The following is a 24,474-nucleotide window of genomic DNA, read 5'->3' on the forward strand; positions in this document are numbered from 1 at the left end:
CAAAGCACGATGACACCCGAGCAGAAACGCAATAACCGCCGCATGGGGCTCACGCTGGCTTCCATTGCCGTGGTGTTCTTCGTCGGCTTCATCGTTCGCATGGTCTGGTTCAGCGGTCGCTGAATCGCCAGTCACGCACGCAACGAACGGGAGCACACGCATGAGCCTCGGTCAACGCATCCGGCGCGCCAACGTCCGCATGGTCGGCAAGCTGGCCGTGGTGGCCTGCGGCATGTTTGCTTTCGGCTATGCGCTGGTGCCGATGTACCGCGCGATCTGCGAGATGACCGGCATCAACATCCTCGCGCTCTCCGAGCTCGAGGTGCCGGGCGGCGCGAGCGGCGGCAAGAATGTGCGCGTGCCCGACAACACGCAGGTCGACATGACCCGCACCATCACCGTGGAGTTCGACTCGAACGTGCGCGGCGGCCTGTGGGACTTCAAGCCTGCGGAGCGGACGCTGCAGGTGCACCCGGGCCAGCTCAACACGGTGATGTACGAGTTCCAGAACGTGCAGAACCGCCGCATGGCCGCGCAGGCCATTCCGAGCTACGCGCCGCAGCAGGCCGCGCCGTATTTCAACAAGCTCGAGTGCTTCTGCTTCAACCAGTACACGTTGGAGCCGGGCGAGAAGAAGCAGTGGCCGGTCGCGTTCGTGATCGACCCCAAGATTTCCAAGGACGTGAAGACCATCACGCTGTCGTACACCTTCTTCGAGGTGGGCGGCAAGACACCCGCGGCCCCGGTGGCCGCCGTTTCGAACACCGCCGATGAGCCGCGTTCGTGACCGATCCGTCCGACCCGCTCCGGCCCCGGCCGAAGGCTTCGCTGTGGGACACGGTGAAGGCGGTGGGCTGGTCATTCTTCGGCGTTCGCAAGAACAGCGCCTACCAGGAAGACCTGGGCAAGCTGAACCCGCTGCACATCATCGCGGTGGCGTTCGTGGCCGTGATCGTCTTCGTGCTGGGGCTGGTGTTGCTGGTGCGCCATGTGGCCGCGGCCTGACGAACAAGCAAGAAACCCGCGACGCGCAGAATCCATTGAATCCCGAGAAGAAAGAAAGCCAGGAGCTGATATGAGTTCAACCACCCACGGCACCACGCCCTACTACTTCGTGCCCGGACCTTCGGCCTATCCGGTCTCGGCCGCGATCGGGCTGTTTTTCGTGATTCTGGGCGCTGCGCAATGGATCAACGGCCATGAGTGGGGCGCATGGTCCCTGCTGGTCGGCATGGTGGTCTGGCTCGGCACGCTGTTCGTGTGGTTTCGCACGGCCATCGGCGAAAGCGAGAGCGGCCAGTACGGCCACAAGATCGACCTCTCGTTCCGCTGGAGCATGAGCTGGTTCATCTTCTCGGAAGTGATGTTCTTCGGCGCGTTCTTCACCGCGCTGTGGTGGGCCCGCACCCACGCGCTGCCCACGCTCGGCAGCCTGGACAACGCGATCCTCTGGCCCGACTTCAAGGCCGTGTGGCCCAGCGTTGCCGCCGGTGTCACCGGTTCGCCGGCCGGCATCGTCGAGCCCTTCCAGACGGTCGGCCCGTTCTGGCTGCCCACGATCAACACCGCGCTGCTGCTCAGCTCGGGCGTGACGCTCACCATCGCCCACCACGCGCTGCGTGCCGGCCACCGTGCACAGACGATCCGCTTCATGTGGCTCACCGTGCTGCTGGGCATCGTCTTCCTGGGCGTGCAGGGCTACGAATACCACCACCTGTACACCGAACTGAACCTCAAGCTCAGCTCGGGCACCTACGGCTCGACCTTCTTCATGCTGACCGGCTTCCACGGCCTGCACGTGTTCATCGGCATGCTGATGCTGCTGTTCATCACGCTGCGCCTGCAAAAGGGCCACTTCACGCCGGAGCGCCACTTCGGCTTCGAGGGCGCAGCCTGGTACTGGCACTTCGTGGACGTGGTCTGGCTGGGCCTCTACATGCTGGTTTACTGGCTTTGAGCGAACCTCGCGGCATTCCACAAAAAAGGCGCCGGAAGGCGCCTTTTTCATGGTTCTCGTGGAACGAGCACCATCTACTTGCCGACCGGGAGTCCGGTGGGCTGGATGTAGCCGAGTTTCCAGGCGAGCAGCATGCAGAGGAACAAAAACACCGACAGGCCGATCCGAAAGGTGAGGGCGCGCGCCATGCCGCCGCTCTTGGCGCGCCCGTCGCGCCCGTCCTTCAGCATGAAGTACAGGGCGAACGCGAGGCTCGCGAAGATGCCCACGAACACCAGGGCGACGAAATATTTCATGACCCGCATTATCGGCCGCAGGCCTCGCCTCATCCAGTGACTCCCGAACCCTTGTATCCCGAAGAACGGCGCCGCCCCGGCCGTTTCTGGGTGATCACCCTTGCTGCCGTGTTGACGCTGGGGGCCACTGTGTCGCTCGGCCGCTGGCAGCTTTCGCGTGCGGCCCAGAAGGAAGCGCTCCAGGCCAACATCGACGCGCAGAAGCTCAAGCCGCCGCTCACCCAGGCCGAGTTCCTGGCCATGGACCGGGCCACCGACGCGCTGCACCGCCCCGTGCGTCTGCGCGGCCTCTGGCTGACGCCGCAGACGGTGTACCTCGACAACCGCCAGATGCACGGCACGCCTGGCTTCTATGTGCTGACACCCTTTGCACTCGAAGGCACCGAGCAGACGGTGATGGTGCAGCGCGGCTGGATCCAGCGCAATTTCGTCGACCGCACGCAACTGGGCGCGGTCGAGACGCCCGCGGGCATCGTGGAGGTCACGGGCCTGATCGAGGCGCCGCCGAGCCATCTGCTGGAACTGGGCACTTCCGCGACCGGCCCGGCGGCTGGTGCTTCGGCGCCCGCCGCGGCGGCCTCCGCGCCGCTCGCCCCGACACCGGCCGTCGAAGGGTATTCGCCCATCCGGCAAAATCTCGACCTGGAGGCCTTCCGCGCCGAGACCAAGCAGCCGTTGCGCACCGATGTGTCGCTGCAGCAGACCGGTGCGGCCTCCGAGGGCCTGCAGCGCGACTGGCCGGCTCCGGCGCTGGGCCTGGAGCGGCACTACGGTTACGCATTCCAGTGGTTCGGCCTGTCGGCCCTCGTCGTCATCCTCTATGCCTGGTTCCAATTCATCACACCCTTCCTCCGCTCAAGGCGCCGCGCACGCAATGGCCGCTTCTGACGAGCCGCTGGGCCTGACGGTGCATTCGATGCCGTCGCCCAACCAAGCGCTCGACGGGGCCGAGGGCCGGCGCACGGTCGTCGGGCGCTGGAAGATGATCGCCGTGATGCTGATGTGCGCGGCGCCGGTCATTGCCTCGTACTTCACCTACTACGTGATCCGGCCCGAAGGCCGCAGCGTGTACGGCGAACTGATCGATCCGCAGCACGAGTTGCCGAAGCTGACGGCCCTCGACCGCAACGGCGCACCGGTCGATTTCGCCACGCTCAAGGGCCAATGGCTGCTGGTGGCCGTGGCCGACGCGGCCTGCAATGCGCTGTGCGAGCAGCAGCTGTACCTGCAGCGCCAGTTGCGCGAAAGCCTGGGCCGCGAAAAAGACCGCATGGACCGCGTCTGGCTCGTGAGCGACGCCGCCCCCGTGCCCGACCGGCTGGACAACGGCCTGCGCGGTGCGACCGTGCTGCGCGTGCCGGCGGACCAGATCGCCAAATGGCTGGCACCCGTGTCGGGCCACACCCTGGCCGAGCACCTCTACGTGGTCGACCCGATGGGCAACTGGATGATGCGTTTCCCCGCCCGCATGGACGCGGCCGGCGCCAGCCGCGCCAAGCGCGACATCGACCGCCTGCTGCGCGCCTCCGCGTCGTGGGACGAACCGGGCCGCTGAGACCGAGCGCATGGACACGAGCTCGCTCTACGATCTGACGCCCATCGCCTGGCTCATGGCCGCCGGCGTGCTGATCGCGCTCGGCCCGCTGGTGTGGGTGTGGCGCCGCAATGCCGGCGCCGGCCCGGCGCGCCGGCTGCACGCGCTGACCGTGCTCACGCTGTTCCTCACCTTCGATCTCACGCTGTTCGGCGCCTTCACACGGCTCACCGATTCGGGGCTCGGCTGTCCCGACTGGCCCGGCTGCTACGGCAATGCCAGCCCGGCCGGCGCGCGCCATGAAATCGCGATGGCGCAGGCGGCCCAGCCGACCGGCCCCGTCACGCACGGCAAGGCCTGGGTCGAGATGGTTCACCGCTACCTGGCGACGGGCGTCGGCGTGTTGATCCTCACGCTCGCGGGGGCCACGTGGATCGTGCGCCGCCGCCAGCGCCGCGCGCCGCCGCCGTCTTCTTCGAAGGAGGGCGATCACCACCACGCCACGCTCAGCGCATGGTGGCCCGCCTTCACCCTGGTCTGGGTCTGCCTGCAGGGTGCCTTCGGTGCGCTCACGGTGACGTGGAAGCTGTTCCCCGCGATCGTCACGCTGCACCTGCTGGGCGCGGTCGTGCTGCTGGCCTTGCTGTGCATCCAGGCCGTGCACTACCGCCAGGCCGCCGCGCAGCGGCTGCCGACGCCTGTGTCGCCGGCGCTGCGCAACGGCCTCGTCGTGACCACGGTGCTGCTGGTGCTGCAGATTGCGCTCGGCGGCTGGGTCAGCACCAACTACGCGGTGCTGGCGTGCGCCCAGTTCCCGACCTGCCAGGACAGCTGGTGGCCGGCCATGAACTTCGCGCAGGGCTTCGAGATCTGGCGCCACCTGGGCGTGACCGGCGAGGGCCAGCCGCTCGATTTCTCGGCGCTCACCGCCATTCACTACGTGCACCGGCTGATGGCCTATGCGGTGTTCGTCGCGCTCGGCCTGCTCGCGTGGCGCCTGCGCCGCATCGACACGCTGCGCCCGCAGGCGCACTGGCTTGCCGGGCTGGCGCTGCTGCAGCTCGCCACGGGCCTGGGCAACGTGCTGCTCGGCTGGCCGCTGGCTGCGGCCGTGCTGCACACTGGCGGCGCCGCAGCGCTCGCTGTGGTGCTGACGTGGGCGCTGTGCGAAAGCCGCCGCGCGGCCCTGTCCAGCGTACACGGCGCATCCGCCGCGGCCGTGCGCGCCGACGACAATGCACGCGCGACCCCCAACCCGAAGAAAGCCACCGCGTGAGCACCCCGATTCCCGTTCAGCACACCAGCGCCGCGAATGTGCTGCGCCAGTTCTACGCGCTGACCAAGCCGCGCGTGGTGCAGCTGATCGTGTTCTGCGCGCTGATCGGCATGGTGCTGGCCGTCCCCGGCCTGCCGAGCTGGGCCGACGTGCAGCGCGGCGTGCTGGCCTGCATCGGCATCTGGCTGGTGGCGGGCGCGGCGGCGGCGTTCAACTGCCTGGTCGAGAAGGGCATCGACGCGAAGATGAAGCGCACCGCCTGGCGGCCCACGGCGCGCGGGCAACTCAGCGACATCCAGGCGCTGGTCTTCTCGGCGCTGTTGTGCGCCGCGGGCTCGGTGCTGCTGTGGTTCACCGTGAATCCGCTGACCATGTGGCTGACCTTCGCCACCTTCGTCGGCTACGCGGTGGTCTACACCGTGATCCTCAAGCCGCTGACGCCCCAGAACATCGTGATCGGCGGCGCGTCGGGCGCCATGCCGCCGGTGCTGGGCTGGGCCGCGATGACGGGCGACGTGGGGCCCGAGGCGCTGATTCTTTTCCTCATCATCTTCCTGTGGACCCCGCCGCACTTCTGGGCGCTGGCGCTCTACCGCGTGGAGGACTACCGCAAGGCCGGCCTGCCGATGCTGCCGGTCACGCACGGCAACGAGTTCACGCGGCTGCAGGTGCTGCTGTACACCTTCATCCTGTTCGCGGCCTGCCTGATGCCTTTCATCTACGGCATGAGCGGCTGGCTGTACCTGGCGGTGGCGGTGGCGGTGAGCATCGGCTTCACCGGCTACGCGTTCGCGCTGTGGCGCAACTACTCGGACGCCCTGGCGCGCAAGACCTTCCGGTTTTCGCTGATCCACCTGAGCGTGCTGTTCCTGGCGCTGCTCGTCGACCACTACCTTCGTTGAATACCCTCTCCATGAACAAGCGCCAAGCCCTCAAGTCGATCGCCACCGCCGCCGGCTGGGTGGGCGCGAGCGCGGCCCTGGGCCTGGGGCTGTCGGCCTGCAGCGGCGAGACCAAGCAGAACTTCAATGCCGTGGACATCACCGGCGCGGACTACGCCCGCGACTTCTCGCTGAAGGACGCCGACGGCAAGGTCCGCACCATGGCCGACTTCAAGGGCAAGGTGGTCGTGCTGTTCTTCGGCTACGCGCAATGCCCCGACGTGTGCCCGACCACCATGACCGAAATGGCGCAGGTCAAGCAGCAGCTCGGCAAGGACGGCGACAAGCTGCAGGTGCTGTTCCTCACGGTCGACCCTGCGCGCGACACGCCTGAGGTGCTCAAGGCCTACATGGGCGCGTTCGACCCCGGCTTTGTCGCGCTGATTCCTACGGCCGACGAACTGGCCGCCGTCGCCAAGGACTTCAAGGTCTACTACAAGAAGGTCGACGGCAAGACGCCGACGAGCTACTCGATGGACCACTCTGCCGCCAGCTATGTGTACGACACGCAGGGCCGCCTGCGGCTCTATGCGCGCTACGGCGCGGGTGTGGCGCCGATGGTGGCGGACCTGAAGACGCTGCTTGCTTCCTGAGATGGCGTCGACTTTGCCCGTGCCTCTGGCCGGCTCGGTCGCGCACCTGAAAGGGCGCAAGGGCGCCTTTCGCATTGCCCTGATTCCGCCCGAGGTGCTGCGCGCCCTCAACGACGGCTTGCTAGAAACCGTCAACCTCAACGAATTCATGGCGCTGGAGCTGCCCCAGCTGGCGCGCAGCGTGGCGGGACACATCGGCCTCGATGCGAAGAGCGAACGGCTGGTCGATACGCTGGCCATGTTGAGTGCCTTCAAGCCGATGCAGCGGCACGGGCACATCGCACGTGCGCTGTACGACCTGGCGGCGCTGCACGGCGAGCGCGATGCGGTGGCGCACCGGCTGGCCACGCATGAAAGCGACGTTGCGCGCTGCTGGGCCGCGCAGTGGGTCACGCTGTCCGGCTTGGCGCTGCCGGCGCAGCTGGAGGCGGTGCGCCGCTTTGCAGCGGATCCGCATTTCGGCGTGCGCGAAATTGCCTGGATGGCTGTGCGCGACGCGGTCATCACGTCGCTGGACGAAGCGCTGGGGTTGCTGCAGCCCTGGGTGTTCGACACCGACCCCTACATCCGCCGTTTCGCGAGCGAGCTCACGCGCCCGCGCGGCGTGTGGTGCGCGCAGATCGAGGCGCTCAAGACCGAGCCGTGGCGCGCCTTGCCGCTGCTCGAGCCGCTGCGCGCCGACCCCAGCCGCTACGTGCAGAACTCGGTGGCGAACTGGCTCAACGACGCGAGCAAGAGCCAGGGCGAGTGGGTCGACACGCTGTGCGCGCGATGGCTGGCCGAGTCGAACGTGCCCGAGACGCGCTACATCGCCAAGCGCGCGATGCGCACCCTCTCCAAATGAAAAAGCCCGGCGCTGCCGGGCTTTGTTCGAGGGGAGGATCGGGTTACGCGTAGTCCGCGAGCGCCTTCTTCATCTTCTTCATTGCGGCGACTTCGATCTGGCGAATGCGCTCGGCGCTCACGCCGTACACCGCGGCCAGCTCGTGCAGCGTCATGCCGCCCGAACCGTCGTCGTTCACCTTGAGCCAGCGCTCTTCCACGATGCGGCGGCTGCGGTCGTCCAGCGCCTCGAGCGCTGTGGCGATGCCGTCGCTCGACAGGCGGTCGCGCTGCTGCGATTCGAGCAGTGCGGTCGGTTCCTGCGTGGCGTCGGCCAGGTAGGCGATGGGACCGAAGCCCTCGTCGCCGTCGTCGGTCGGGCCCGGATCGAGCATGACGTCGCCGCCCGACAGGCGGGTTTCCATCTCGAGCACTTCTTCAGGCTTGACGTTGAGCCGGGTCGCCATTTGCGACACCTCTTCGGGGCTCAGCGTTTCGCGGTGCGTGCCGTTGTCGGCCGCGGCCGAGTCGGCCTTGAAGCTTTGCTTCATCGAGCGCAGGTTGAAGAACAGCTTGCGCTGGGCCTTGGTCGTCGCGACCTTGACCATGCGCCAGTTCTTCAGGATGTACTCGTGGATCTCGGCCTTGATCCAGTGCATGGCGTAGCTCACGAGCCGCACGCCCTGGTCGGGGTCGAAACGCTTCACGGCCTTCATCAGGCCGACGTTGCCTTCCTGGATCAGGTCGCCGTGCGGCAGACCGTAGCCCAGATACTGGCGGGAAATGGAAACCACGAGGCGCAGGTGCGACAGCACGAGCGCGCCGGCGGATTCGAGGTCGTTCTGGTCGCGCAACTTGCGTGCGAAGCCCTGCTCTTCTTCGAGCGTGAGCAGCGGCAGGCGGTTGGCGGCCGAAATGTAGGCATCCAGGTTGCCCAGCGGGGGAACCATCGACCATGGATTGGCGACGGCCAGCTGGTTGGCAGAGACTCCAGACAGCGTTGTCATCAGGGAAACTCCTTTGTATTGGCCATATTAGCACTCGGTTAGAGGGAGTGCTAAGCCCGGGGTTCCCTTGAATGGCTATCGCGGGAATAGTCTTTGGCTACCAGCGTATGCCCAGCTTTAGAAAAAGCCTGGACAGCACGAACAGCGGGCCGACCCACAGATATTGGATGTCTTCGAAGAACGAAGGTTTCCTGCCTTCGATCTTGTGGCCCACGAACTGAAAGACCCACGCCACCACAAAGATAGCGGCTGAAATCGGCAATACAAGTCCGCCCATCGAATGCACCAGCCCCAGCGCCAGCGCAGTCAGCAGCAACATGGTCAGGAGGAAGGCGGGTGCGCGCAGCAGCGCGTAGTAGACGAGACTGGCCGCCACGAAGCCGTACGCCACCCAGGGATGCACCGCGAACAGCAGGCCCACGATGCTCAGCATGATGGCCGGAATGGCCACGAAGTGGATCAGTTCGTTGGTCGGGTTGCGGTGGCTCTCTTCATAGTGCGTGAGCAGCCGGTCGACCTTGCGGTCGCTCGAGGCCAGCGGGGCGGCGGCGGTGGGGGTCATTCGAAGTCTCCGTGGGCGCCGTGCGATGCGGCGGGGCTCCCATGGTGCCGACAGAAAAGGCCGATGGCAAGCGCACAGGCCATGTGAAATTGCTATCAAAAAAGTAGCATTAAGCACTACAGCCACGCGCGCTCCCATGACTTTTTGCACTGTCACCAAAAGGTTACGCCGCTAAGATTGTCGCGTGTCACCCATCGACTCTGCACCCGCGCCCCAGCCACCTGCCGCGCAGACCGGCCCGGCCGCCCACGCTCCCACGGCGATCCTCGTCGTGGACGATCACGACCTGCTGCGCCTGGGCGTGTGCGCGCTGGTGCAGGCGCAGGCCGCCTCGTCGGGCGCGACCATCGAGGTGTTTGAGGCCGGCAACGCCGCCGACGCGCTGGCGCTGTACGAAACCCACCAGGCGTCCATCGGCCTCGTGCTGCTCGACCTGGCGCTGCCCGACACCCACGGCCTGAGCGGCCTGGCCGAGTTTCGCCGGCGCTTTCCGTCCGCGCGCATCGTGGTGCTCTCGGGCACCGGCAACAGCGCGCTGGCGCAGGGCGTGCTCGCGTTGGGGGCCGCCGCCTTCCTGCCGAAATCGGCCGACCTGAAAGAGGTGGTGAGCTTCATTCGTGCCTGCGGCCTGCTGGACCCCGGCGCGGCCGAACTGCCGCCGCCTGTGGTGCCCAAGTCGCTCGCCGGCTACGCCGAGTTCGCCCATGCCAGCGCCTGGCAGGAACTCACGCCGCGCCAGATGCAGGTGCTGCAATGGGTGCTCGAAGGCAAGGCCAACAAGGAAATCGCGCAGCTCGCGAACCTGAGCGAGGGCACCGTGAAGAACCACGTCTCGACCATCCTGCTGCTGTTCGGCATGCGCTCGCGCGCCCAGTTGATCAGCACGCTGCACTGACTTGAACGTGCCGACCCAGGCGTCCAGCGATCCGCTCGCCGGCCACACGCTCGCCCAGCGGGTGCTGCGCGAGAACATCGCCTCGGTCTACAGCACCTACATCGCCTCGACGCTGACGCACATCGCCTTCGTGCTCGTGTTCGGCGCCATCATCTATTCGCAGCTGAAAGACCCGAGCCTGCTGTTCTGGGCGGGCACGCTGCTGACGGCCGACCTGTACGTGCTGTTCACGCCGCGCTGGACGCCCGAGCGGCCCGCGCGCGAAAGCGCTTACTGGGCGCGCAAGATCTCGCGCATGGTCACGCTGGTGAGCATGGTCACGGCCGTGGTGCCCTGGCTCATCGTGCCGCACGACAACCTGCCCATGACCTCGCTGCTGCTGGCCGTGATCGTGGGCAGCTGCGCGCGCGCGGCGCAGTCGCTGTGGCCGCTGAAGCCGGCGCTGTTCGGCTACACGATGCCGATGTCGATGGGCATGATCACCGCGCTGGCCTGGCAGGGCGACGGCCTGCACCTGTTCCTGGCGGCGGCCGGCGCGGCCTACCTGCTGCTGACCCTGCACGCGGGTGTGGGCCAGCACAAGCTGCTGACCGAGTCGCTCATGCTGCGCTTCGAGAACGAGGCGCTTGCCGCGCGCCTGGGCGAGCAGATTGCCGCCACCGAACGCGCCAGCGAGGAAAAGACCCGCTTCCTCGGTACCGCTAGCCACGACTTGCGCCAGCCGCTGCACGCCATTGCGCTGTTCGGCGCCGCGCTGGAAAACGAGCTGCGCGACCGCCCCGAGGGCCGCAACGCCGAGCGCCTGATGCGCGCGGTGAACGCGCTGGGCGCCTCGCTCGACACCATGCTCGACATCTCGCGCCTGGACGCCGGGGTGATCACGCCGGCACCCCAGCCGGTGCAGCTCGACGCGCTGTTCCTGCCGCTCAACCACACCTTCGCCGCGCGTGCCGAGCACCAGCAGCTGCAGCTGCGCGTGCGCGCCAGCGGCCTGTGGGTGCGCAGCGACCCGCAACTGCTGCACCGCATGCTGTCCAACCTGATGGACAACGCGCTGAAGTACACCGCCCGCGGCGGCGTGACCGTCACGGCGCGCGATCGCGGCGACGCCGTGTGGATCGAGGTGCGCGACAGCGGCATCGGCATTGCGCCCGAGCAGTCGGGCCGGATCTTCGAGGAGTTCTATCAGGTCGACAACCCGGGCCGCGACCGTTCGAGGGGGCTGGGCATCGGGCTGTCGATCGTGCAGCGGTTGTCGCGCCTGCTCGGCCATCCGGTGCAGATGCACTCGCGGCCCGGGCGCGGCACCTTCTTTCGTGTGGTGGTTCCGGCCGTCGGTGCCCCGGCCGGGGCCTTGAGCGCCGCTGCAGCGGCGTCCTCGGCGTTGCGCAGGGGCCCGATGCCCGCGCTGCCCGCACGTGTGCTGCTGCTGGACGACGAACTGGAAATCCGCGAGGCCATGATGGGCCTGCTGCGTTCCCATGCCGTCGACGCGCACGCCGTGGCCGACGAGGAGGCGGCGGCCGACGCCCTGCGCCGTGCCGCCGCCGAGGGCCGGCCCTTCGAGCTGCTGCTGTGCGACTACCGCCTGGCCGACGGCGCCGACGGGCTCGACGCCGGGCTGCGCCTGAGCCAGGGCGCCGCGGGGAAGGGTGGCGGCGCGGCGACGCCGTTGCTGCTCATCACCGGAGAGACCTCGCCGGACCGGCTGATGCGCGTGCGCGAGTCGCGCGTGCCGGTGCTGTTCAAGCCGGTGGCCGCCGAGTCGCTGTTGCGGGCCATGGCGCAGGCCGCGCCTTCCGCCTGAAATCGACCGCCGCATCTCGATTTTCTCAATTTGAAGATATTGGTATTCCTTTGGATGCCAATGCAATCTTTAGCCAACCGATGTCGTGACTTTCGGCACTGGCCGGCTGCGAGGCCAACCTTTACCTTCGAGTTTGCTCCCGGTTCGCCCGGGGGCGCCGTGCAACCGGGCTCGCTCCCGCGTCGCCTCAAAACAATCGGAATGGAGGTTTCCCTCAATGAAGTTCAAGCTCGCGGCGGTCGCCGCTGCAGTGGCTGCCACCCTCGCGCTCGCGGCGTGCGGCGGCGGCGGTGGCGACAACGGCGCCTCGTTCGCGCCCATCGGCAACATCGTCGTGCCGCCGCCTCCCGCACCCCCTCCACCGGCGGAGCCACCAGCGCCCGCACCGGCACCGGCACCCGCCACGAACACCTTCATGTACGAGCAACTGCCGTACCCCGCCGACACCGCCGGCTTCCTGAACGACCTCAACGCCGAGGGCGCGAAGGGGTTCATGTTCCTGAGCCCGCTGGGTTCGGGCGCGTCCGTGGCCCATGTCTACGTGAAGAACGGCGACGCCACCTATGTGTACGAGCTGAAGGCCCCTCCGGCGGATGCCGGCGCCTTCCTGTCGCAGGCCAACGAGGCGGGCAGCCGGGGCTTGCGCTGGGTCGGCGCGATGAGCGTCGGCAGCACGACCACGGTGATGATGTACCGCAAGGACAGCGACGTCGACGCCACCTACACCTACCGCACCGAAGCCTCGGCCACCGACAAGGATGCCTTCCTGGCGCAGGTCAACGCACAGGGTGCGGCGGGCTACTTCAACACGGCACCTGGCTACTTTTTCGGCGGTGTCAACACCGCGGTGTTCGAGAAGAGCTCGGCCGGCGGCGCCACCTACGCCTACGAACTGGGCGACACCGCTGCAGACACCAGCGGGGCGCTGGCGCAGTTCGAGGAGAAGGGCGCGCGTGGCTTCCGCTACCGCTTCCCATACAACTTCGGCAGCTTCAATGGCAGCGTCTTCGTGAAGGACCTGTCGCAGTCCAGCACCTTCAACTACCAGGCGCTGACCGAGGAAGCCACGCTGGACGCCGAGATCGCCCAATCCAATGCCGTGGGCGCGAACGGCTACGGCTTCGTCGGCCCGCTGAACGTGGGCACCGAGCTGCGCAACTACTACTACAAGCCCAACAACTGCACGGGCGTCCTGCTGTGCAAGCCGACGAACCCGTTCGGCCTCTGACGACACGCTTGCGAGGAGCGGACGGCTTGCCGTCCGCCAGGAAGAAGGCTCGATAGACCGGGGAAACCTGGGTGGACCGAGCCGGAGAGGGCAGGGAGACAGGGAGAGAAGAAAAGAAGAAAAAGAAAACGGCCTCAGCGCAAGCAGGGGCCGTTTTTTTTACGTGCGCTGCCGGGGCGGTATCAGCCCAGCAAGGCCTGCGCGAACTCGCGCGCATTGAAGGTTTCCAGGTCTTCCAGCTTCTCGCCCACGCCGATGAAGTACACCGGAATCGGCCGCTCGCGCGCAATGGCGCACAGCACGCCGCCCTTGGCCGTGCCGTCGAGCTTGGTCACGATCAGGCCGGTGAGGCCCAGCGTCTCGTCGAAGGCCTTGACCTGCGCGAGCGCGTTCTGGCCGGTGTTGCCGTCGATCACCAGCAGCACCTCGTGCGGCGCCGTGGCGTCGGCCTTGGTGACCACGCGCTTGATCTTCTTCAGCTCGTCCATCAGGTGCAGCTGCGTGGGCAGGCGGCCGGCGGTGTCGACCAGCACCACGTCCTTGCCGCGCGCCTTGCCGGCGTTCACCGCATCGAAGCTCACGGCCGACGGGTCGCCGCCCTCGTTGCTCACGATCTCCACCGTGTTGCGGTCGGCCCAGACCAGCAACTGCTCGCGTGCCGCCGCCCGGAAGGTGTCGGCCGCAGCCAGTAGTACCGAGGCGCCTTCGGTGGCCAGGTGCTTGGTGAGCTTGCCGATGGAGGTGGTCTTGCCCGCGCCGTTGACGCCGGCCACCATGATCACGGTGGGCGTGAACTGGCCGATGACCAGCGGCTTTTCGAGCGGCCGGAGCAGGTCGGCCACGGCCTCGGCCAGCAGCACCTTGACCTGCGAAGCGTCGGTGGCCATCTGGCGCTTGACGCGCCCGCGCAGGTCCTCGAGCAGGAACTCGGTGGCCTTGACGCCGGTGTCGGCCATCAGCAGCGCGGATTCGAGCTCTTCATAGAGCGCGTCGTCGATCTGCGCATTGACGAACACGGCCTGGATGCCGCTGCCGGTCTTGCGCAGGCCGGTCTTGAGCTTGTCGAACCAACCCTTGCGCTCGGTGGCGACGACGGGGGCGGGGGCCGGCGCAGGGACGGGTGCCGGAGCAGGTGGCGGGGCGGGGATGGGGGCCGGTGCGGGCGGTGCAACGAACACGGGGGGCGCGACCGGTGCTGCCACCACCGGCGGCGCGGCCACTGGAACAGGGACGGGCGCTGGCGCAGGTGCGAAGGACGACGGTGCAGGCGCCGGCACAGGGACCGCGGCAGGAGCAGGAGCAGGCGGCGGGGGGACCGGCGCAGGCGGTGGCGGCGCAACCGCTGGCGCGGCAGGCGGCTCTTCCACCGCAGGCTTCGTGCCGAACCAGCTCGACGGCGAGAACACCGAGCGAGCGGGTGCCGGCGCTGGCGCGGCCTCCGGGGCAGGCGCAGGTGCGGGCGTGGCCGGCGCGGTGGGCGCGGGCGTGTCGGGGGTTTCGGCGGGCGGTTTTTTCTTGAAGAAACTGAACATCAGGAGCTTTTTACAATCCGACCCATTCTATGAAACACCTCCCGCCACGCCGTGCTGCGTCTGGTGCGGTGCTGGCGATGGCGCTCTTCGCGCCGTGGGCCATGCCTGCGCAGGCCCAATCCAATCCGGTTTCCACGCCGCCTTCCGCCGCCGCAGCCGCGGCGCCCGGCCCCCAGCAATTCACCTTGGCCAACGGCATGACGCTGATCGTGCAGCCCGACCGGCGCTCGCCGACGGCGGTGCAGATGGTCTGGGTGCGCGTGGGCTCCATGGACGAGGTCGACGGCACCTCCGGTGTGGCACATGCGCTCGAACACATGATGTTCAAGGGCACCAAGGACATCAAGCCCGGTGAGTTCTCGCGCCGTGTGGCGGCCCTGGGCGGGCAGGAAAACGCCTTCACCACGCGCGACTACACCGGCTACTACCAGCAGATTCCGGTCGGCAGCCTCGAGCAGGTCATGAAGCTCGAGTCGGACCGCTTCGCCAACAACCAGTGGCCCGACGACGAGTTCAAGCGCGAGATCGAAGTGGTCAAGGAAGAGCGCCGCCTGCGCACCGAAGACCAGCCGCGCGCGCTGCTCGGCGAGCAGCAGAACGCCGCCACCTTCATCGCCTCGCCGTACCACCGCCCCGTGGTCGGCTGGATGAGCGACCTGGACGCCATGACGCCCGAGGACGTGCGCGACTTCCACAAGCGCTGGTACGTGCCCGCCAACGCCGTGCTGGTGGTGGCCGGCGACGTCGACGTGGCGCAGGTGCGCGCCATGGCCGACAAGTACTACGGCCGCATTCCCTCGCGCGCCGTGCCTGCGCGCAAGCCGCGCATCGAGCCGGTGCAGCGCGGCATCCGCCGCATCGAGTTCAAGGCCCCGGCCGAGCAGGCCTACGTGTCGCTGGCGTTCCGCGCGCCGCAGCTGGCCGGCATCGACGACGCCAACAGCGACGCCTGGGCGCTGGTGGTGCTGTCCGCCGTGCTCGACGGCTATTCCGGCGCGCGGCTCGACCGCGCGCTCACGCAGGGCCCCGACCGCGTTGCCGATTCGGCCGGCGCCTATTCGGGCTTCATCGGCCGCGGTCCGCAGCTCTTCGTGCTCGACGGCGTGCCGGCGGCCGGCAAGAGCGCCGAGGTGGTCGAGGCCGCCTTGCGCGCCCAGGTGGCGCGCATCGCCAAGGACGGCGTGGGCGAAGCCGAACTGGCTCGCGTCAAGACCCAGTGGGTCGCGAGCGAAACCTACAAGCGCGATTCGGTGATGGCGCAGGCGCGCGAACTCGGCAGCAACTGGGTTCAGGGGCTGCCGCTGGATGCCAGCGAGCGCATCGTCGCCCGGCTGCAGGCCGTGACCCCGGCCCAGGTGCAGGCCGTGGCCGCCAAATATTTCGGCGACGACCAGCTCACGGTCGCCACGCTGCGTCCCCTGCCGCCCGAGGCCAAGCGCGGCCGCGGCTTCGCGGCGCCCGCAGGCGAGCTGCGCTGAAAGGTACGAATTCCATGTTTACTCTCAAAAAGATAGCGCAATACGCAATGCTGACGGGCGTAACTGCCCTTTTTGGCATGGGCAGCGCGCAGGCCGCGCTGCCCATCCAGCACTGGACGCTGGCCAACGGCGCCAAGATCTACCTGGTGGCGACCAACGCGCTGCCGATCGTCGACATGCAGGTCGACTTCGACGCCGGCAGCCGCCGCGACCCGGCGGCGCAGGCCGGCCTGGCGAGCACCACCTCGGCCATGGTCGAGAAGGGCGTGCGCGCCGGCAGGAACGGCGAACCCGCGCTCGACCAGAACGCCCTGGGCGAGGCCTGGGCCGACCTGGGCGCGAGCTTCGACGTGAGCGCTGGAACCGACCGCGCCAGCTACTCGCTGCGCTCGCTGTCCGACCCGGCGCTGCTGAACAAGGCCGTCGCGCTGGCCTCGCGCGAGATCGGCGAGCCGGCCTTCCCCGACGACGTGTGGCAGCGCGAGCGCGAGCGCATCAACGCCGCCATCAAGGAGGCCAACACCAAGCCCGCGACCATCGCCGGGCGCGCCTTCGCCCAGGCGGTGTACGGCGTGCATCCCTACGGCCAGGAGGTGACCGAGGAAACGCTCGCGCGCATCGACACCGCCGTCATGCGCCAGCGCTACGAGCAGCTCATCGTGCCGTGCCGGGCCAAGCTCAGCATCGTGGGCGCCGTCACGCGCGCCGAAGCCGAGACGCTGGCAACGGCGCTGCTGTCGCGCCTGCCCGCGACCGACGGCTGCGCGGCGCTCCCCGCGATCGCGCCCGTGGCAGCGCTCACCGCGCCGAAGGACGAGCGCATCGCGTTCGACTCGGCGCAGGCCCATGTCTTCATCGGCCAGCCCGGCTACCCGCGCAAGGACCCGGACCATTTCGCGCTCACGCTGGGCAACTACGTGCTCGGCGGCGGCGGTTTCGTGTCGCGCCTGACGAATGAAGTGCGCGAGAAGCGCGGCCTCACCTACAGCATCTACAGCGGCTTTGCGCCGGGGCTCGAGGCGGGCGCGTTCCGCATCGGCTTCCAGACCCGGCCCGACCAGGCCGAAGACGCGGTGAAGATGTCGCGCGAGGTGCTGGCCAAATTCGTCGCCGAAGGCCCGACGGCGAGCGAGCTGAAGGCCGCCAAGGACAACGTGATCGGCGGCTTTCCGCTGCTGCTGGACAGCAACCGCAAGCTGATCGGCAACGTGGCCAACATCGCCTGGAACGACCTGCCGCTGGACTACCTCGACACCTGGACCGCGCGCATGAACGCGGTCACGGCCGCCGACATCAAGGCGGCGTTCCAGCGCAAGCTGCAGCCCGATCGCATGGTGACGGTGGTGGTGGGCGGCAAGGACGCCAGGACCAAGACCACCGACAAGGCACAGCCCTGATCCTTCGGGGTCACGCCAGGGCGTGCGCGCCCTGGCCGGCGGCCGCGCGCACCGCGGCGCCCAGTTGCCCGAGCAGGCGCGGCGCCGCGCGCGCCTGCTGCCAGTAGAGCGGCACCGGCAGCGTCGAGCCGGGCACCAGCTCCACCAGCGCTCCCTGGCGAATCGCATCGGCCACCATGCTGGCCGGATGCATGCCCCAGCCCATGCCCGCGCACGCCGCCTCGACGAAGGCGTTGGGCGAGGGAATCCAGTGGCGCGGCGTTTCGACGTTGCGGTGGCAGATGCGCCGCACCCAGCGCGCCTGCAGGCGGTCCTTGCGGTCGAACACCAGGCTCGGCGCGCTTGCGAGCGCGCGGGCGCCCACGCCCTTGGCGAAATGCGCGCGCACGAACGCCGGGCTGGCCGCCGCCACGTAGTGCATCGTGCCCAGCGCCTCGCTGTTGCAGCCCGCCACCGGTTGCGCCAGCGCCGTCACGGCCGCGAGCACCGCGCCGCTGCGCAGCCGCTCGGCCGTGTGGTCCTGGTCGTCGACCGTGAGGTCGAGCAGCGCGGCCGGGGCTTGTTCGGCGAATGCGGCGGCGGCCGCCATGAACCAGGTCGCGAGGCTGTCGGCGTTGACGGCCACGCGCACCGTGACGCGCTCGTGGGCCTCGCCGCTGCCCATGCCCAGGGCGGGCAGGGCGTCGCGCAGTTCGTGCTCCAGCATGCCCACGCGCTCCACGTGCCGGCACAGCTGCAGCCCCGCCTCCGTCGCCACGCAGGGCTGGCCGCGCACCAGCAGCGCGCCGCCGGTGCGCTCCTCCAGCTGCTTGATGCGCTGCGACACCGCGGACGGCGTGACATGCAGCGCGCGCGCCGCGCGTTCGAAGCTGCCTTCGCGCACGACGGCTGCAAGGGCGTGGAGGGCGGCGTAGTCGAGCATGAGAGATGAAGTAAAACTGAATCGGCGTTAGAAAGTTTAGTTTGAATTAAGACCGCGCCGGCGGCATCCTCGAGACATGCAAGCCGTACACGTCTCCACCGCCTTCGCCAACGGGCTGTTCATGAGCCTGGTTCTCATCGTCGCCATCGGCGCGCAGAACGCCTACGTGCTGCGCCAGGGCTTGCGCCGCGAGCACGTGGGCGCGGTGGTGCTGTTCTGCGCGGCCAGCGACGCGGTGCTGATCGGCGCCGGCGTGGCCGGCATGGCGCAGGCGCTGAACGGGCGGCCGATGCTGGCCACCGTGCTCGCGGGCCTAGGCGCGGCCTTTCTCGGCGCGTATGGGCTGAAGGCGTTGTGGCGTTCGCGGCGGCCCGCTGCCCTGCAGGCCACCGCGAAGGGCGTCTCGGTGTCGCGCGCGGCCGTGGTCGCGCAGGCGGCCGGTTTCACGCTGCTCAACCCGCACGTCTATCTCGACACCGTGCTGCTCGTGGGCAGCGCGGGCGCGCAGTACCCGGGCCTGCTGAAGCTGTGGTTCGTGGCGGGGTCGTCGGTGGCCAGCGTGCTGTGGTTCACCTCGCTGGGCTTCGGTGCGCGGCTGCTCGCGCCGGTGTTCGCGCGGCCGCGCGCCTGGCAGATGCTCGATGCGCTCGTCGGCGGCACCATGCTCGTGCTGGCCGCGCTGCTGGCACGGCGTGCCTTCCCCGGGCTGTGAAACATCCGCGGATGCGGCGGCGTTAAGCTCGCCGCATGCCCAAGAAAGCCGCCCCAGCCCCCCGCAAGTCCGCGCCCTCGGCGCCCCCCAAGCCCAAGCGCCCCACCAGGCCCAGCGAGGTGCGCATCATCGGCGGCGAATGGAAGCGCACCCGCCTCGCCGTGGCCGACAAGCCCGGCCTGCGCCCCACACCCGACCGCGTGCGCGAAACCCTCTTCAACTGGCTCGCGAGCCTGGCCGGCGTCGGCGGCGGCGCGCTGCCGGGTTGGCAGTGCGTCGACGCCTTCGCAGGCACCGGCGCGCTGGGCCTCGAAGCCGCCTCGCGCGGCGCAACCCATGTGCTGCTGTGCGAGCAGGACGCCGCGCTGGTCGCGCAGTTGCTCGCCGCCAAGACCAAGCTGTCGGCCGAGGCCGTGCGCGTCGAGCGCGGCAACGGCCTCACCGCGCTCGAGCGCGTGGCCGCCGGCAGCCTGGACGCCGTGTTCCTCGACCCGCCCTTCGAAAGCGTCGCGCTGTACGAGCCGTCCCTGCGCGCGGCCGCGCGCGCACTGCGCGCCGGGGGCTCGGTGTACCTCGAGGCGCCGCGCCGCTGGAGCGACGAGGAACTCGCCGCCTTCGGCCTCGTCGGCTTTCGCTACCTGAAGGCCGGCGCCGTCCACGCCCATCTGCTGCGTCCCGTGGCGCAGCCGACTGCATAATCCGCCGAACAAGCCGCACCGGCAGCATGAGGAAGAAGCAACCATGGCCAGCAACGTGATCGCGGTTTACCCCGGCACTTTCGACCCCATCACCCTCGGTCACGAGGACGTGGTGCGGCGCGCAACCCAGCTCTTCTCCAAGGTGATCGTCGCCGTCGCGGCGGGCCACCACAAGAAGGCGCTCTTCACGCTCTCCGAACGCATGGACATGGCCCGCGAGGCCGTGACGCCCTACAGCGACCAGGTCACCGTCGAGAGCTTCTCGGGCCTGCTGCGCGACTTCGTCGTCGCGCGCGGCGGCAAGGCCATGGTGCGCGGCCTGCGCGCCGTGACCGACTTCGACTACGAGTTCCAGCTCGCGGGCATGAACCGCTCGCTGATGCCCGACGTCGAGACCGTGTTCCTGACGCCCAGCGACAAGTACCAGTTCATCTCGAGCACCTTCGTGCGCGAAATCGCCATGCTCGGCGGCGAAGTCCACAAGTTCGTCTCTCCCAACGTGGAGCAGAAGCTGGCTGCCAAGGTCCGCAGCCTCGGTCGTGAATAGGCACTCCCCCAGGCTTCGCGCACTTCGTGTCGCTTCTCCTTCCCCCTCGCCGGGGGCAACACCAGCGGCCCGGCAAAGCCGGTTCCGCGGTGTTGCGCGAAGGGCTCCGGGCGGGCAGGCCCGTGTGAAGTGAGCGGCATTCCTTTGCCCCGGCTGCATCTGCTGGGCGATGCAGCGCTGCTGTGCGAGCTGCCCGCGCCCGCCACGCTGGTGCAGCAGCAGCGCATCTGGGCGCTGGCCGAGCGGGCCAGGCAATGGCCCGGCGTCGGCGAGACGCTGCCGGGCATGAACAACCTCACGCTCACCTTCGACCCGACCGCGATCGACCTCGACACGATCACCGCACAGGTGCTCGAAGCCTGGCCGAAGCTGGTGCCGGGCGCCATCGAGGGGCGGCTGGTGGAAATTCCGGTGGCCTACGGCGGCGAGCACGGTCCCGACCTGGCCGACGTCGCGGCCCATACCGGCCTCACGCCGGCCGAGGTGGTGCGCCGCCACGCCGGCGGCGAGTACATCGTCTATCTGCTCGGCTTCCTGCCGGGCTTCGCCTTTATGGGCGGCCTGCCGCCCGAGCTCGCCACACCGCGCCGCGCCGAGCCGCGCACCGCGGTGCCCGCGCGCTCGGTCGGCATCGGCGGCGAGCAGACCGGCATCTATCCGCTGGCGTCGCCGGGTGGCTGGCAACTGATCGGGCGGACCTCGCTCGCGCTGTTCGACCCCACGGCCGAACCGCCCACCTTGCTGCGCCCCGGCGACCGCGTGCGCTTCGTCGTGGAAAGCGTGCAGACATGATCGTCATCCGCAAACCCGGCGTGCTCGCCTCGGTGCAAGACCTGGGCCGGCACGGCCATCGCCAGCTCGGCATCTGCCCGGGCGGCGCGCTCGACGTGCTCTCGCTCACGCTGGCCAACCGGCTCGTGGGCAATACCGACGGCGCGGCGGGGCTCGAACTCACCATGGGCGGGTGCGAGCTGCAGTTCGACACCGGCACCCGCATCGCGCTCACCGGCGACGACTTCAGCGCCAGCCTCGACGGCGTGCCGCTGCGGTCCTGCTGGAGCGTGCCGGTCGCGGCCGGCCAGACCCTGAAGCTCGCGGGCGCCAACGCGGCGGGCGTGAAGAAGGCCGGCCTGCGCAGCTGGCTCGCGGTGGCGGGCGGCATCGACGTGCCGCAGATCCTCGGCTCGCGCAGCACCGACCTCAAGGCCGGCTTCGGCGGCCACGAAGGCCGCGCGCTGCGCAAGGGCGACCGGCTGGCGCTGGGCGCCTCGCGCCTGGACGCCGCACAACGCGAACGCCGGGCCTTCGGCCTGCGCGGCCCCGACTGGGGCGCCGAAGAGGCCGACGACGCCATTGCGCTGCGCGTGCTGCCCGGCCCCGAGTTCGAGCAGTTCACCCTGGCCGCGCGCGAGCAGCTGCGGAGCGAGCGCTGGCGCATCACCCCCCAGAGCAACCGCATGGGCAGCCGGCTCGCGGGCGCCGAACTCAAGCGCAAGCGCAGCGGCGACATGCTGTCGTCGGGCGTGATTCCCGGCACGATCCAGGTGCCGCCTTCGGGCCAGCCGATCATCCTGATGGGCGACGCGCAGACCACCGGCGGCTACCCGCGCATCGGCGTGGTCATCCGCGCCGACCTCTGGAAGCTGGCGCAGGCGCCGCTCAACGGCAAGCTGCGCCTGGTGCAGGTCGACCAGGCGCAGGCGCTCGCGGCCTGGGCCGACCAGCAACGCTACCTGGCGCAGGTGGCGCAAGGCCTGGCCGCTGCAGGCTGGCCCCGCGCGGCATAGACTTTCCAAAAAAGGAATTTCCCCATGCAGATCGATCTCAATGCCGACCTCGGCGAAGGCGCCGGCAGCGACGAAGCCCTGCTCGCGCTGGTGAGCTCCGCCAACATCGCCTGCGGCTGGCACGCGGGCGACGCGAAGACCATGCAGCAATGCGTGCGCTGGGCCCTTCAGAACGGCGTGGCCATCGGCGCTCACCCGAGCTTTCCGGACCGCGAGAACTTCGGCCGCAGCACCATGCACCTGCCACCCGACGAGATCGTAGCCAACGTGCTGTACCAGGTGGGCGCGCTGGCGGCCATCGTGAAGGCCGAGGGCGGCACGCTCGCGCACGTGAAGGCGCACGGCCAGCTCTACAACCAGGCCGTGAAGGAGCCCGAGCTTGCCGCGGCCCTGTGCGAGGCGGTTCGCCGGTTCGACCCCTCGCTCAAGTTCTTCGGCCTGGCCGGCAGCCAGATGATCGACGCGGCCCGCCGCGCCGGCCTCACGCCGGTGGAAGAAGTGTTTGCCGACCGCGGCTACATGCCCGACGGCAGCCTGGTGCCGCGCAGCCAGCCCGGCGCGCTGATCGACAGCGAAGAGCAATCCATTGCGCAAACGCTGTCGATGGTGCGCGACCACCGCGTGACGGCCATCGACGGCAGCACCGTGCCCATGAATGCGCAGACCGTGTGCCTGCATGGAGACGGCGCCCATGCGCTGGCTTTTGCGCGCCGCATCCGCGAGCGGCTTCAGCAGGAAGGCATCGCCGTGCGGGCGATGGCCTGAGCGGTCTCAGAACTGTTCCCAGTCACCTGGCGCCATGGCCAGCTTGGGTGCCGGCGCCTTGGCCTGCACGCGCGGGCGGACGGGCGTCGTTGTCGTCGTTGCCTTGGGCCTGGCAGGTGCGAAGGCGGGCGCCACGGCCACGGCCGCATGCCGGCCTTCTTCCAGCGTGAACACGCTCACCGCCTGAAGCAGGCCGCCCGCCTGGTCTCGCAGCGACGCCGCCGCGGCGCTCGCTTCTTCCACCAGCGCCGCGTTCTGCTGCGTGACCTGGTCCATCTGGCTGATGGCCTGGTTGATCTGCTCGATGCCCGAGGTCTGCTCCTGGCTCGCCGCGGTGATCTCGCCCATGATGTCCGTCACGCGCTTCACGCTGCCCACGATGTCGTCCATCGTGCGGCCGGCTTCCCCGACGAGGGTGGTGCCCGCGTCCACCTTGCTCACCGAGTCGCCGATGAGGTCCTTGATTTCCTTGGCCGCCGCCGCCGAGCGCTGCGCCAGGTTGCGCACTTCCGAGGCCACCACCGCGAAGCCGCGGCCTTGTTCGCCGGCGCGCGCGGCTTCCACCGCGGCGTTCAGCGCCAGGATGTTGGTCTGGAAGGCAATGCCGTCGATGACGCCGATGATCTCGACGATCTTGCGCGACGAGGCATCGATCGACGCCATGGTCGTGACCACCTTGCCCACCACGTCGCCGCCCTTCACCGCCACTTCCGAGGCCGACACGGCGAGCTGGTTGGCCTGGCGTGCGTTGTCGGCGTTCTGCTTGACCGTGGAGGTCAGCTCTTCCATCGACGCCGCGGTCTGCTCCAGCGAACTGGCCTGCTCCTCGGTGCGTGACGACAGGTCTTCGTTGCCCTGGGAGATCTGCGCGCTGGCGGTGGACACGCCCTCCGCATTGCCGCGCACCAGGCCCACGGTGCGTGCCAGGCTTTCCTGCATGCGCTGCAGGGCAGTGAGCATCTGGCCCGTCTCGTCCGTGGAGTGCGCCTCGATCGCCTGGCTGAGGTCCCCGCGCGCGACGCGGTCGGCGGCATTGACGGCATGGTCGAGCGGCCGCGTGATCGAGCGTGTGATCAGCCACGCGGAGGCCACGCCCAGCAGGCCGGCCAGCACGGCGGCGACCAGCATGATCCTGACGGCAGCGTCGGCCACGTCGTGGGCATTGTCCGCAGCTGTGTCCATCTGCTTGCTCAGGAAGTCGACCATCTCCCGCAGCGCCCCCAGGTAGGCCGCCTGGCTTTTGTAGCGCGCGCCGAAGAGCTCGTTCGTGGCGTCTTCCTTGCGGTTGGCCATGGCCAGTTCGGCCACCGAGTTGGTGAAGGCCCGGTAGTCGGCCAGCGTGGTCTTCATGGCGCCCAGAAGCACACGGCCGCGGTCGGTGTCCACCAGCCTGTCCAGCGCCGCCATCTGTGCGTCGGTGTCGGTCCTTGCCTTGTCCAACGCTGCCTTGTTGGCATTCCTCGCCGCCTCGTCGTTCAGGAGAATCAGGTTGCGCGTGAGGCGGGCGACGTCGACCGCCACATACGACATCTCGCGCGCGGCCGCGATCTTGGGCGAAATGTTCGAGGTGATGCGGGTGGTGGTGGCGTCCTGGGAGCGCAGCCGGTCGATGCCCACGAAGGCAATGATCCCCAGCAGAAGCAGCAGCAGCCCGAACACCAGACCCAGGCGGGTACTGATTTTTAGATTTTTCACGGTAGTTGATGAAGTTGACGATG

The 24,474-nt window shown here is 68.9% G+C and carries 27 protein-coding genes; 21 read left to right on the top strand and 6 right to left on the bottom strand.

The annotated features are described in order from the left end of the window. Window positions 1–9 precede the first annotated feature (9 nt). The 4 genes from ACSFBM_RS15110 (at window position 10) to ACSFBM_RS15125 (ending at window position 1,957) form a co-directional block, all read left to right on the top strand. The gene (locus ACSFBM_RS15110) at window positions 10–123 is read left to right on the top strand and encodes a cytochrome oxidase small assembly protein (protein ID WP_286516058.1); all 114 of its coding nucleotides are present in this window, start codon (window positions 10–12) and stop codon (window positions 121–123) included. 37 nt (window positions 124–160) lie between these two features. Then, entirely contained in the window at window positions 161–787 is a 627-nt protein-coding gene (locus ACSFBM_RS15115) for a cytochrome c oxidase assembly protein (protein ID WP_435437003.1), read from the top strand. Beyond that, window positions 784–1,005, top strand: a complete 222-nt coding sequence (locus ACSFBM_RS15120; protein WP_435485063.1) for a DUF2970 domain-containing protein — start codon at window positions 784–786, stop codon at window positions 1,003–1,005. Before ACSFBM_RS15115 ends, ACSFBM_RS15120 begins: the two co-directional genes overlap by 4 nt. 70 nt (window positions 1,006–1,075) lie before the next feature. Beyond that, a complete protein-coding gene (locus tag ACSFBM_RS15125; protein WP_435437005.1) occupies window positions 1,076–1,957 on the top strand; it encodes a cytochrome c oxidase subunit 3 in 882 nt (293 codons plus the stop codon). A 74-nt stretch (window positions 1,958–2,031) separates the two neighbouring features. Here the strand turns inward: ACSFBM_RS15125 and ACSFBM_RS15130 are convergent, their stop codons facing one another. Continuing rightward, window positions 2,032–2,262 (bottom strand): twin transmembrane helix small protein, encoded by a 231-nt coding sequence (locus ACSFBM_RS15130; RefSeq protein WP_435437006.1) that lies wholly within the window; start codon window positions 2,260–2,262, stop codon window positions 2,032–2,034. A 27-nt stretch (window positions 2,263–2,289) separates the two neighbouring features. On the opposite strand from ACSFBM_RS15130, the gene ACSFBM_RS15135 reads away from it, so the two are divergent. The 6 genes from ACSFBM_RS15135 to ACSFBM_RS15160 are packed head-to-tail and all read left to right on the top strand — an operon-like array spanning window position 2,290 to window position 7,441. Beyond that, window positions 2,290–3,141: an SURF1 family protein gene (locus tag ACSFBM_RS15135; protein WP_435485064.1), complete on the top strand. Its 852-nt coding sequence runs from the start codon at window positions 2,290–2,292 to the stop codon at window positions 3,139–3,141. Then, window positions 3,128–3,808 carry an SCO family protein gene (locus ACSFBM_RS15140; protein WP_435437008.1) on the top strand — a complete coding sequence of 227 codons (681 nt, stop codon included), beginning with the start codon at window positions 3,128–3,130 and terminating at the stop codon, window positions 3,806–3,808. Before ACSFBM_RS15135 ends, ACSFBM_RS15140 begins: the two co-directional genes overlap by 14 nt. Window positions 3,809–3,818: 10 nt before the next feature. Further along, window positions 3,819–5,063 (top strand): COX15/CtaA family protein, encoded by a 1,245-nt coding sequence (locus tag ACSFBM_RS15145; RefSeq protein WP_435485065.1) that lies wholly within the window; start codon window positions 3,819–3,821, stop codon window positions 5,061–5,063. Next, on the top strand, window positions 5,060–5,965 hold the full coding sequence (cyoE, locus tag ACSFBM_RS15150; RefSeq protein ID WP_435437010.1) for a heme o synthase: 906 nt from the start codon (window positions 5,060–5,062) through the stop codon (window positions 5,963–5,965). The genes ACSFBM_RS15145 and cyoE overlap by 4 nt, the downstream gene beginning before the upstream one ends. Before the next feature lie 11 nt (window positions 5,966–5,976). Beyond that, complete coding sequence (locus ACSFBM_RS15155; RefSeq protein ID WP_435485066.1) at window positions 5,977–6,597, top strand: SCO family protein; 621 nt, start codon at window positions 5,977–5,979, stop codon at window positions 6,595–6,597. A 1-nt stretch (window position 6,598) separates the two neighbouring features. Continuing rightward, complete coding sequence (locus tag ACSFBM_RS15160) at window positions 6,599–7,441, top strand: DNA alkylation repair protein (RefSeq protein ID WP_435485067.1); 843 nt, start codon at window positions 6,599–6,601, stop codon at window positions 7,439–7,441. Window positions 7,442–7,484: 43 nt separating this feature from the next. On the opposite strand, the gene rpoH is transcribed toward ACSFBM_RS15160, so the two are convergent. Together rpoH and ACSFBM_RS15170 are read right to left on the bottom strand one after the other, a co-directional pair. Then, the gene (gene rpoH, locus ACSFBM_RS15165) at window positions 7,485–8,426 is read right to left on the bottom strand and encodes an RNA polymerase sigma factor RpoH (protein ID WP_435485068.1); all 942 of its coding nucleotides are present in this window, start codon (window positions 8,424–8,426) and stop codon (window positions 7,485–7,487) included. A 97-nt stretch (window positions 8,427–8,523) separates the two neighbouring features. Then, the gene (locus tag ACSFBM_RS15170) at window positions 8,524–8,988 is read right to left on the bottom strand and encodes an Mpo1 family 2-hydroxy fatty acid dioxygenase (protein ID WP_435485069.1); all 465 of its coding nucleotides are present in this window, start codon (window positions 8,986–8,988) and stop codon (window positions 8,524–8,526) included. A 184-nt stretch (window positions 8,989–9,172) separates the two neighbouring features. Here ACSFBM_RS15170 and ACSFBM_RS15175 point away from each other — a divergent pair, with 184 nt between their 5' ends. The 3 genes from ACSFBM_RS15175 to ACSFBM_RS15185 all read left to right on the top strand — a co-directional run bounded on the left by ACSFBM_RS15175 (window position 9,173) and on the right by ACSFBM_RS15185 (window position 12,918). Beyond that, complete coding sequence (locus ACSFBM_RS15175; RefSeq protein ID WP_435485070.1) at window positions 9,173–9,883, top strand: response regulator transcription factor; 711 nt, start codon at window positions 9,173–9,175, stop codon at window positions 9,881–9,883. 7 nt (window positions 9,884–9,890) lie between these two features. Continuing rightward, window positions 9,891–11,690, top strand: a complete 1,800-nt coding sequence (locus tag ACSFBM_RS15180; protein WP_435485267.1) for an ATP-binding response regulator — start codon at window positions 9,891–9,893, stop codon at window positions 11,688–11,690. 217 nt (window positions 11,691–11,907) lie between these two features. Continuing rightward, window positions 11,908–12,918, top strand: a complete 1,011-nt coding sequence (locus tag ACSFBM_RS15185) for a hypothetical protein (RefSeq protein ID WP_435485071.1) — start codon at window positions 11,908–11,910, stop codon at window positions 12,916–12,918. 182 nt (window positions 12,919–13,100) lie between these two features. Here the strand turns inward: ACSFBM_RS15185 and ftsY are convergent, their stop codons facing one another. Then, window positions 13,101–14,450, bottom strand: coding sequence for a signal recognition particle-docking protein FtsY (ftsY, locus tag ACSFBM_RS15190; protein WP_435485072.1), 1,350 nt, complete (start codon window positions 14,448–14,450; stop codon window positions 13,101–13,103). A 29-nt stretch (window positions 14,451–14,479) separates the two neighbouring features. Between ftsY and ACSFBM_RS15195 the strand changes: the two genes are divergently transcribed. Continuing rightward, on the top strand, window positions 14,480–15,928 hold the full coding sequence (locus tag ACSFBM_RS15195; protein ID WP_435485073.1) for a M16 family metallopeptidase: 1,449 nt from the start codon (window positions 14,480–14,482) through the stop codon (window positions 15,926–15,928). Window positions 15,929–15,942: 14 nt separating this feature from the next. Beyond that, window positions 15,943–17,325, top strand: coding sequence for a M16 family metallopeptidase (locus tag ACSFBM_RS15200; protein ID WP_435485074.1), 1,383 nt, complete (start codon window positions 15,943–15,945; stop codon window positions 17,323–17,325). 10 nt (window positions 17,326–17,335) lie between these two features. On the opposite strand, the gene ACSFBM_RS15205 is transcribed toward ACSFBM_RS15200, so the two are convergent. After that, window positions 17,336–18,247 carry a LysR family transcriptional regulator ArgP gene (locus ACSFBM_RS15205; protein ID WP_435437020.1) on the bottom strand — a complete coding sequence of 304 codons (912 nt, stop codon included), beginning with the start codon at window positions 18,245–18,247 and terminating at the stop codon, window positions 17,336–17,338. Window positions 18,248–18,323: 76 nt separating this feature from the next. Here ACSFBM_RS15205 and ACSFBM_RS15210 point away from each other — a divergent pair, with 76 nt between their 5' ends. From ACSFBM_RS15210 to pxpA, 6 genes are all read left to right on the top strand, one after another. Further along, a complete protein-coding gene (locus ACSFBM_RS15210) occupies window positions 18,324–18,959 on the top strand; it encodes a LysE/ArgO family amino acid transporter (RefSeq protein ID WP_435485075.1) in 636 nt (211 codons plus the stop codon). A 35-nt stretch (window positions 18,960–18,994) separates the two neighbouring features. Next, window positions 18,995–19,657 (top strand): RsmD family RNA methyltransferase, encoded by a 663-nt coding sequence (locus tag ACSFBM_RS15215; protein WP_435485076.1) that lies wholly within the window; start codon window positions 18,995–18,997, stop codon window positions 19,655–19,657. 43 nt (window positions 19,658–19,700) lie between these two features. Beyond that, the gene (gene coaD / locus ACSFBM_RS15220; protein WP_435437023.1) at window positions 19,701–20,204 is read left to right on the top strand and encodes a pantetheine-phosphate adenylyltransferase; all 504 of its coding nucleotides are present in this window, start codon (window positions 19,701–19,703) and stop codon (window positions 20,202–20,204) included. A gap of 144 nt (window positions 20,205–20,348) precedes the next feature. Then, a complete protein-coding gene (gene pxpB / locus ACSFBM_RS15225; protein WP_435485268.1) occupies window positions 20,349–20,996 on the top strand; it encodes a 5-oxoprolinase subunit PxpB in 648 nt (215 codons plus the stop codon). Continuing rightward, complete coding sequence (locus ACSFBM_RS15230; RefSeq protein ID WP_435485077.1) at window positions 20,993–21,991, top strand: 5-oxoprolinase subunit C family protein; 999 nt, start codon at window positions 20,993–20,995, stop codon at window positions 21,989–21,991. The genes pxpB and ACSFBM_RS15230 overlap by 4 nt, the downstream gene beginning before the upstream one ends. Before the next feature lie 24 nt (window positions 21,992–22,015). Beyond that, the gene (gene pxpA, locus ACSFBM_RS15235; RefSeq protein WP_435437025.1) at window positions 22,016–22,756 is read left to right on the top strand and encodes a 5-oxoprolinase subunit PxpA; all 741 of its coding nucleotides are present in this window, start codon (window positions 22,016–22,018) and stop codon (window positions 22,754–22,756) included. Window positions 22,757–22,762: 6 nt separating this feature from the next. On the opposite strand, the gene ACSFBM_RS15240 is transcribed toward pxpA, so the two are convergent. Then, complete coding sequence (locus ACSFBM_RS15240; protein ID WP_435485078.1) at window positions 22,763–24,451, bottom strand: methyl-accepting chemotaxis protein; 1,689 nt, start codon at window positions 24,449–24,451, stop codon at window positions 22,763–22,765. Window positions 24,452–24,474 lie beyond the last annotated feature (23 nt).

Origin of the sequence: Variovorax pasteuri (assembly GCF_051216435.1) — a bacterium.
Classification (GTDB): domain Bacteria; phylum Pseudomonadota; class Gammaproteobacteria; order Burkholderiales; family Burkholderiaceae_C; genus Variovorax.

Excerpts from the sequence above, each read along its gene's own strand:
- ACSFBM_RS15170 (WP_435485069.1), bottom strand. The coding sequence starts at position 8,988 with ATGACCCCCACCGCCGCCGCCCCGCTGGCCTCGAGCGACCGCAAGGTC.
- ACSFBM_RS15130 (WP_435437006.1), bottom strand. The coding sequence starts at position 2,262 with ATGCGGGTCATGAAATATTTCGTCGCCCTGGTGTTCGTGGGCATCTTC.
- ACSFBM_RS15115 (WP_435437003.1), top strand. The coding sequence starts at position 161 with ATGAGCCTCGGTCAACGCATCCGGCGCGCCAACGTCCGCATGGTCGGC.
- ACSFBM_RS15200 (WP_435485074.1), top strand. The coding sequence starts at position 15,943 with ATGTTTACTCTCAAAAAGATAGCGCAATACGCAATGCTGACGGGCGTA.
- ACSFBM_RS15110 (WP_286516058.1), top strand. The coding sequence starts at position 10 with ATGACACCCGAGCAGAAACGCAATAACCGCCGCATGGGGCTCACGCTG.
- ACSFBM_RS15145 (WP_435485065.1), top strand. The coding sequence starts at position 3,819 with ATGGACACGAGCTCGCTCTACGATCTGACGCCCATCGCCTGGCTCATG.
- pxpA (WP_435437025.1), top strand. The coding sequence starts at position 22,016 with ATGCAGATCGATCTCAATGCCGACCTCGGCGAAGGCGCCGGCAGCGAC.
- ACSFBM_RS15205 (WP_435437020.1), bottom strand. The coding sequence starts at position 18,247 with ATGCTCGACTACGCCGCCCTCCACGCCCTTGCAGCCGTCGTGCGCGAA.
- ACSFBM_RS15195 (WP_435485073.1), top strand. The coding sequence starts at position 14,480 with ATGAAACACCTCCCGCCACGCCGTGCTGCGTCTGGTGCGGTGCTGGCG.
- ACSFBM_RS15125 (WP_435437005.1), top strand. The coding sequence starts at position 1,076 with ATGAGTTCAACCACCCACGGCACCACGCCCTACTACTTCGTGCCCGGA.
- rpoH (WP_435485068.1), bottom strand. The coding sequence starts at position 8,426 with ATGACAACGCTGTCTGGAGTCTCTGCCAACCAGCTGGCCGTCGCCAAT.
- ACSFBM_RS15210 (WP_435485075.1), top strand. The coding sequence starts at position 18,324 with ATGCAAGCCGTACACGTCTCCACCGCCTTCGCCAACGGGCTGTTCATG.
- ACSFBM_RS15215 (WP_435485076.1), top strand. The coding sequence starts at position 18,995 with ATGCCCAAGAAAGCCGCCCCAGCCCCCCGCAAGTCCGCGCCCTCGGCG.
- ACSFBM_RS15230 (WP_435485077.1), top strand. The coding sequence starts at position 20,993 with ATGATCGTCATCCGCAAACCCGGCGTGCTCGCCTCGGTGCAAGACCTG.
- ACSFBM_RS15185 (WP_435485071.1), top strand. The coding sequence starts at position 11,908 with ATGAAGTTCAAGCTCGCGGCGGTCGCCGCTGCAGTGGCTGCCACCCTC.
- ftsY (WP_435485072.1), bottom strand. The coding sequence starts at position 14,450 with ATGTTCAGTTTCTTCAAGAAAAAACCGCCCGCCGAAACCCCCGACACG.
- coaD (WP_435437023.1), top strand. The coding sequence starts at position 19,701 with ATGGCCAGCAACGTGATCGCGGTTTACCCCGGCACTTTCGACCCCATC.
- ACSFBM_RS15160 (WP_435485067.1), top strand. The coding sequence starts at position 6,599 with ATGGCGTCGACTTTGCCCGTGCCTCTGGCCGGCTCGGTCGCGCACCTG.
- ACSFBM_RS15140 (WP_435437008.1), top strand. The coding sequence starts at position 3,128 with ATGGCCGCTTCTGACGAGCCGCTGGGCCTGACGGTGCATTCGATGCCG.
- ACSFBM_RS15155 (WP_435485066.1), top strand. The coding sequence starts at position 5,977 with ATGAACAAGCGCCAAGCCCTCAAGTCGATCGCCACCGCCGCCGGCTGG.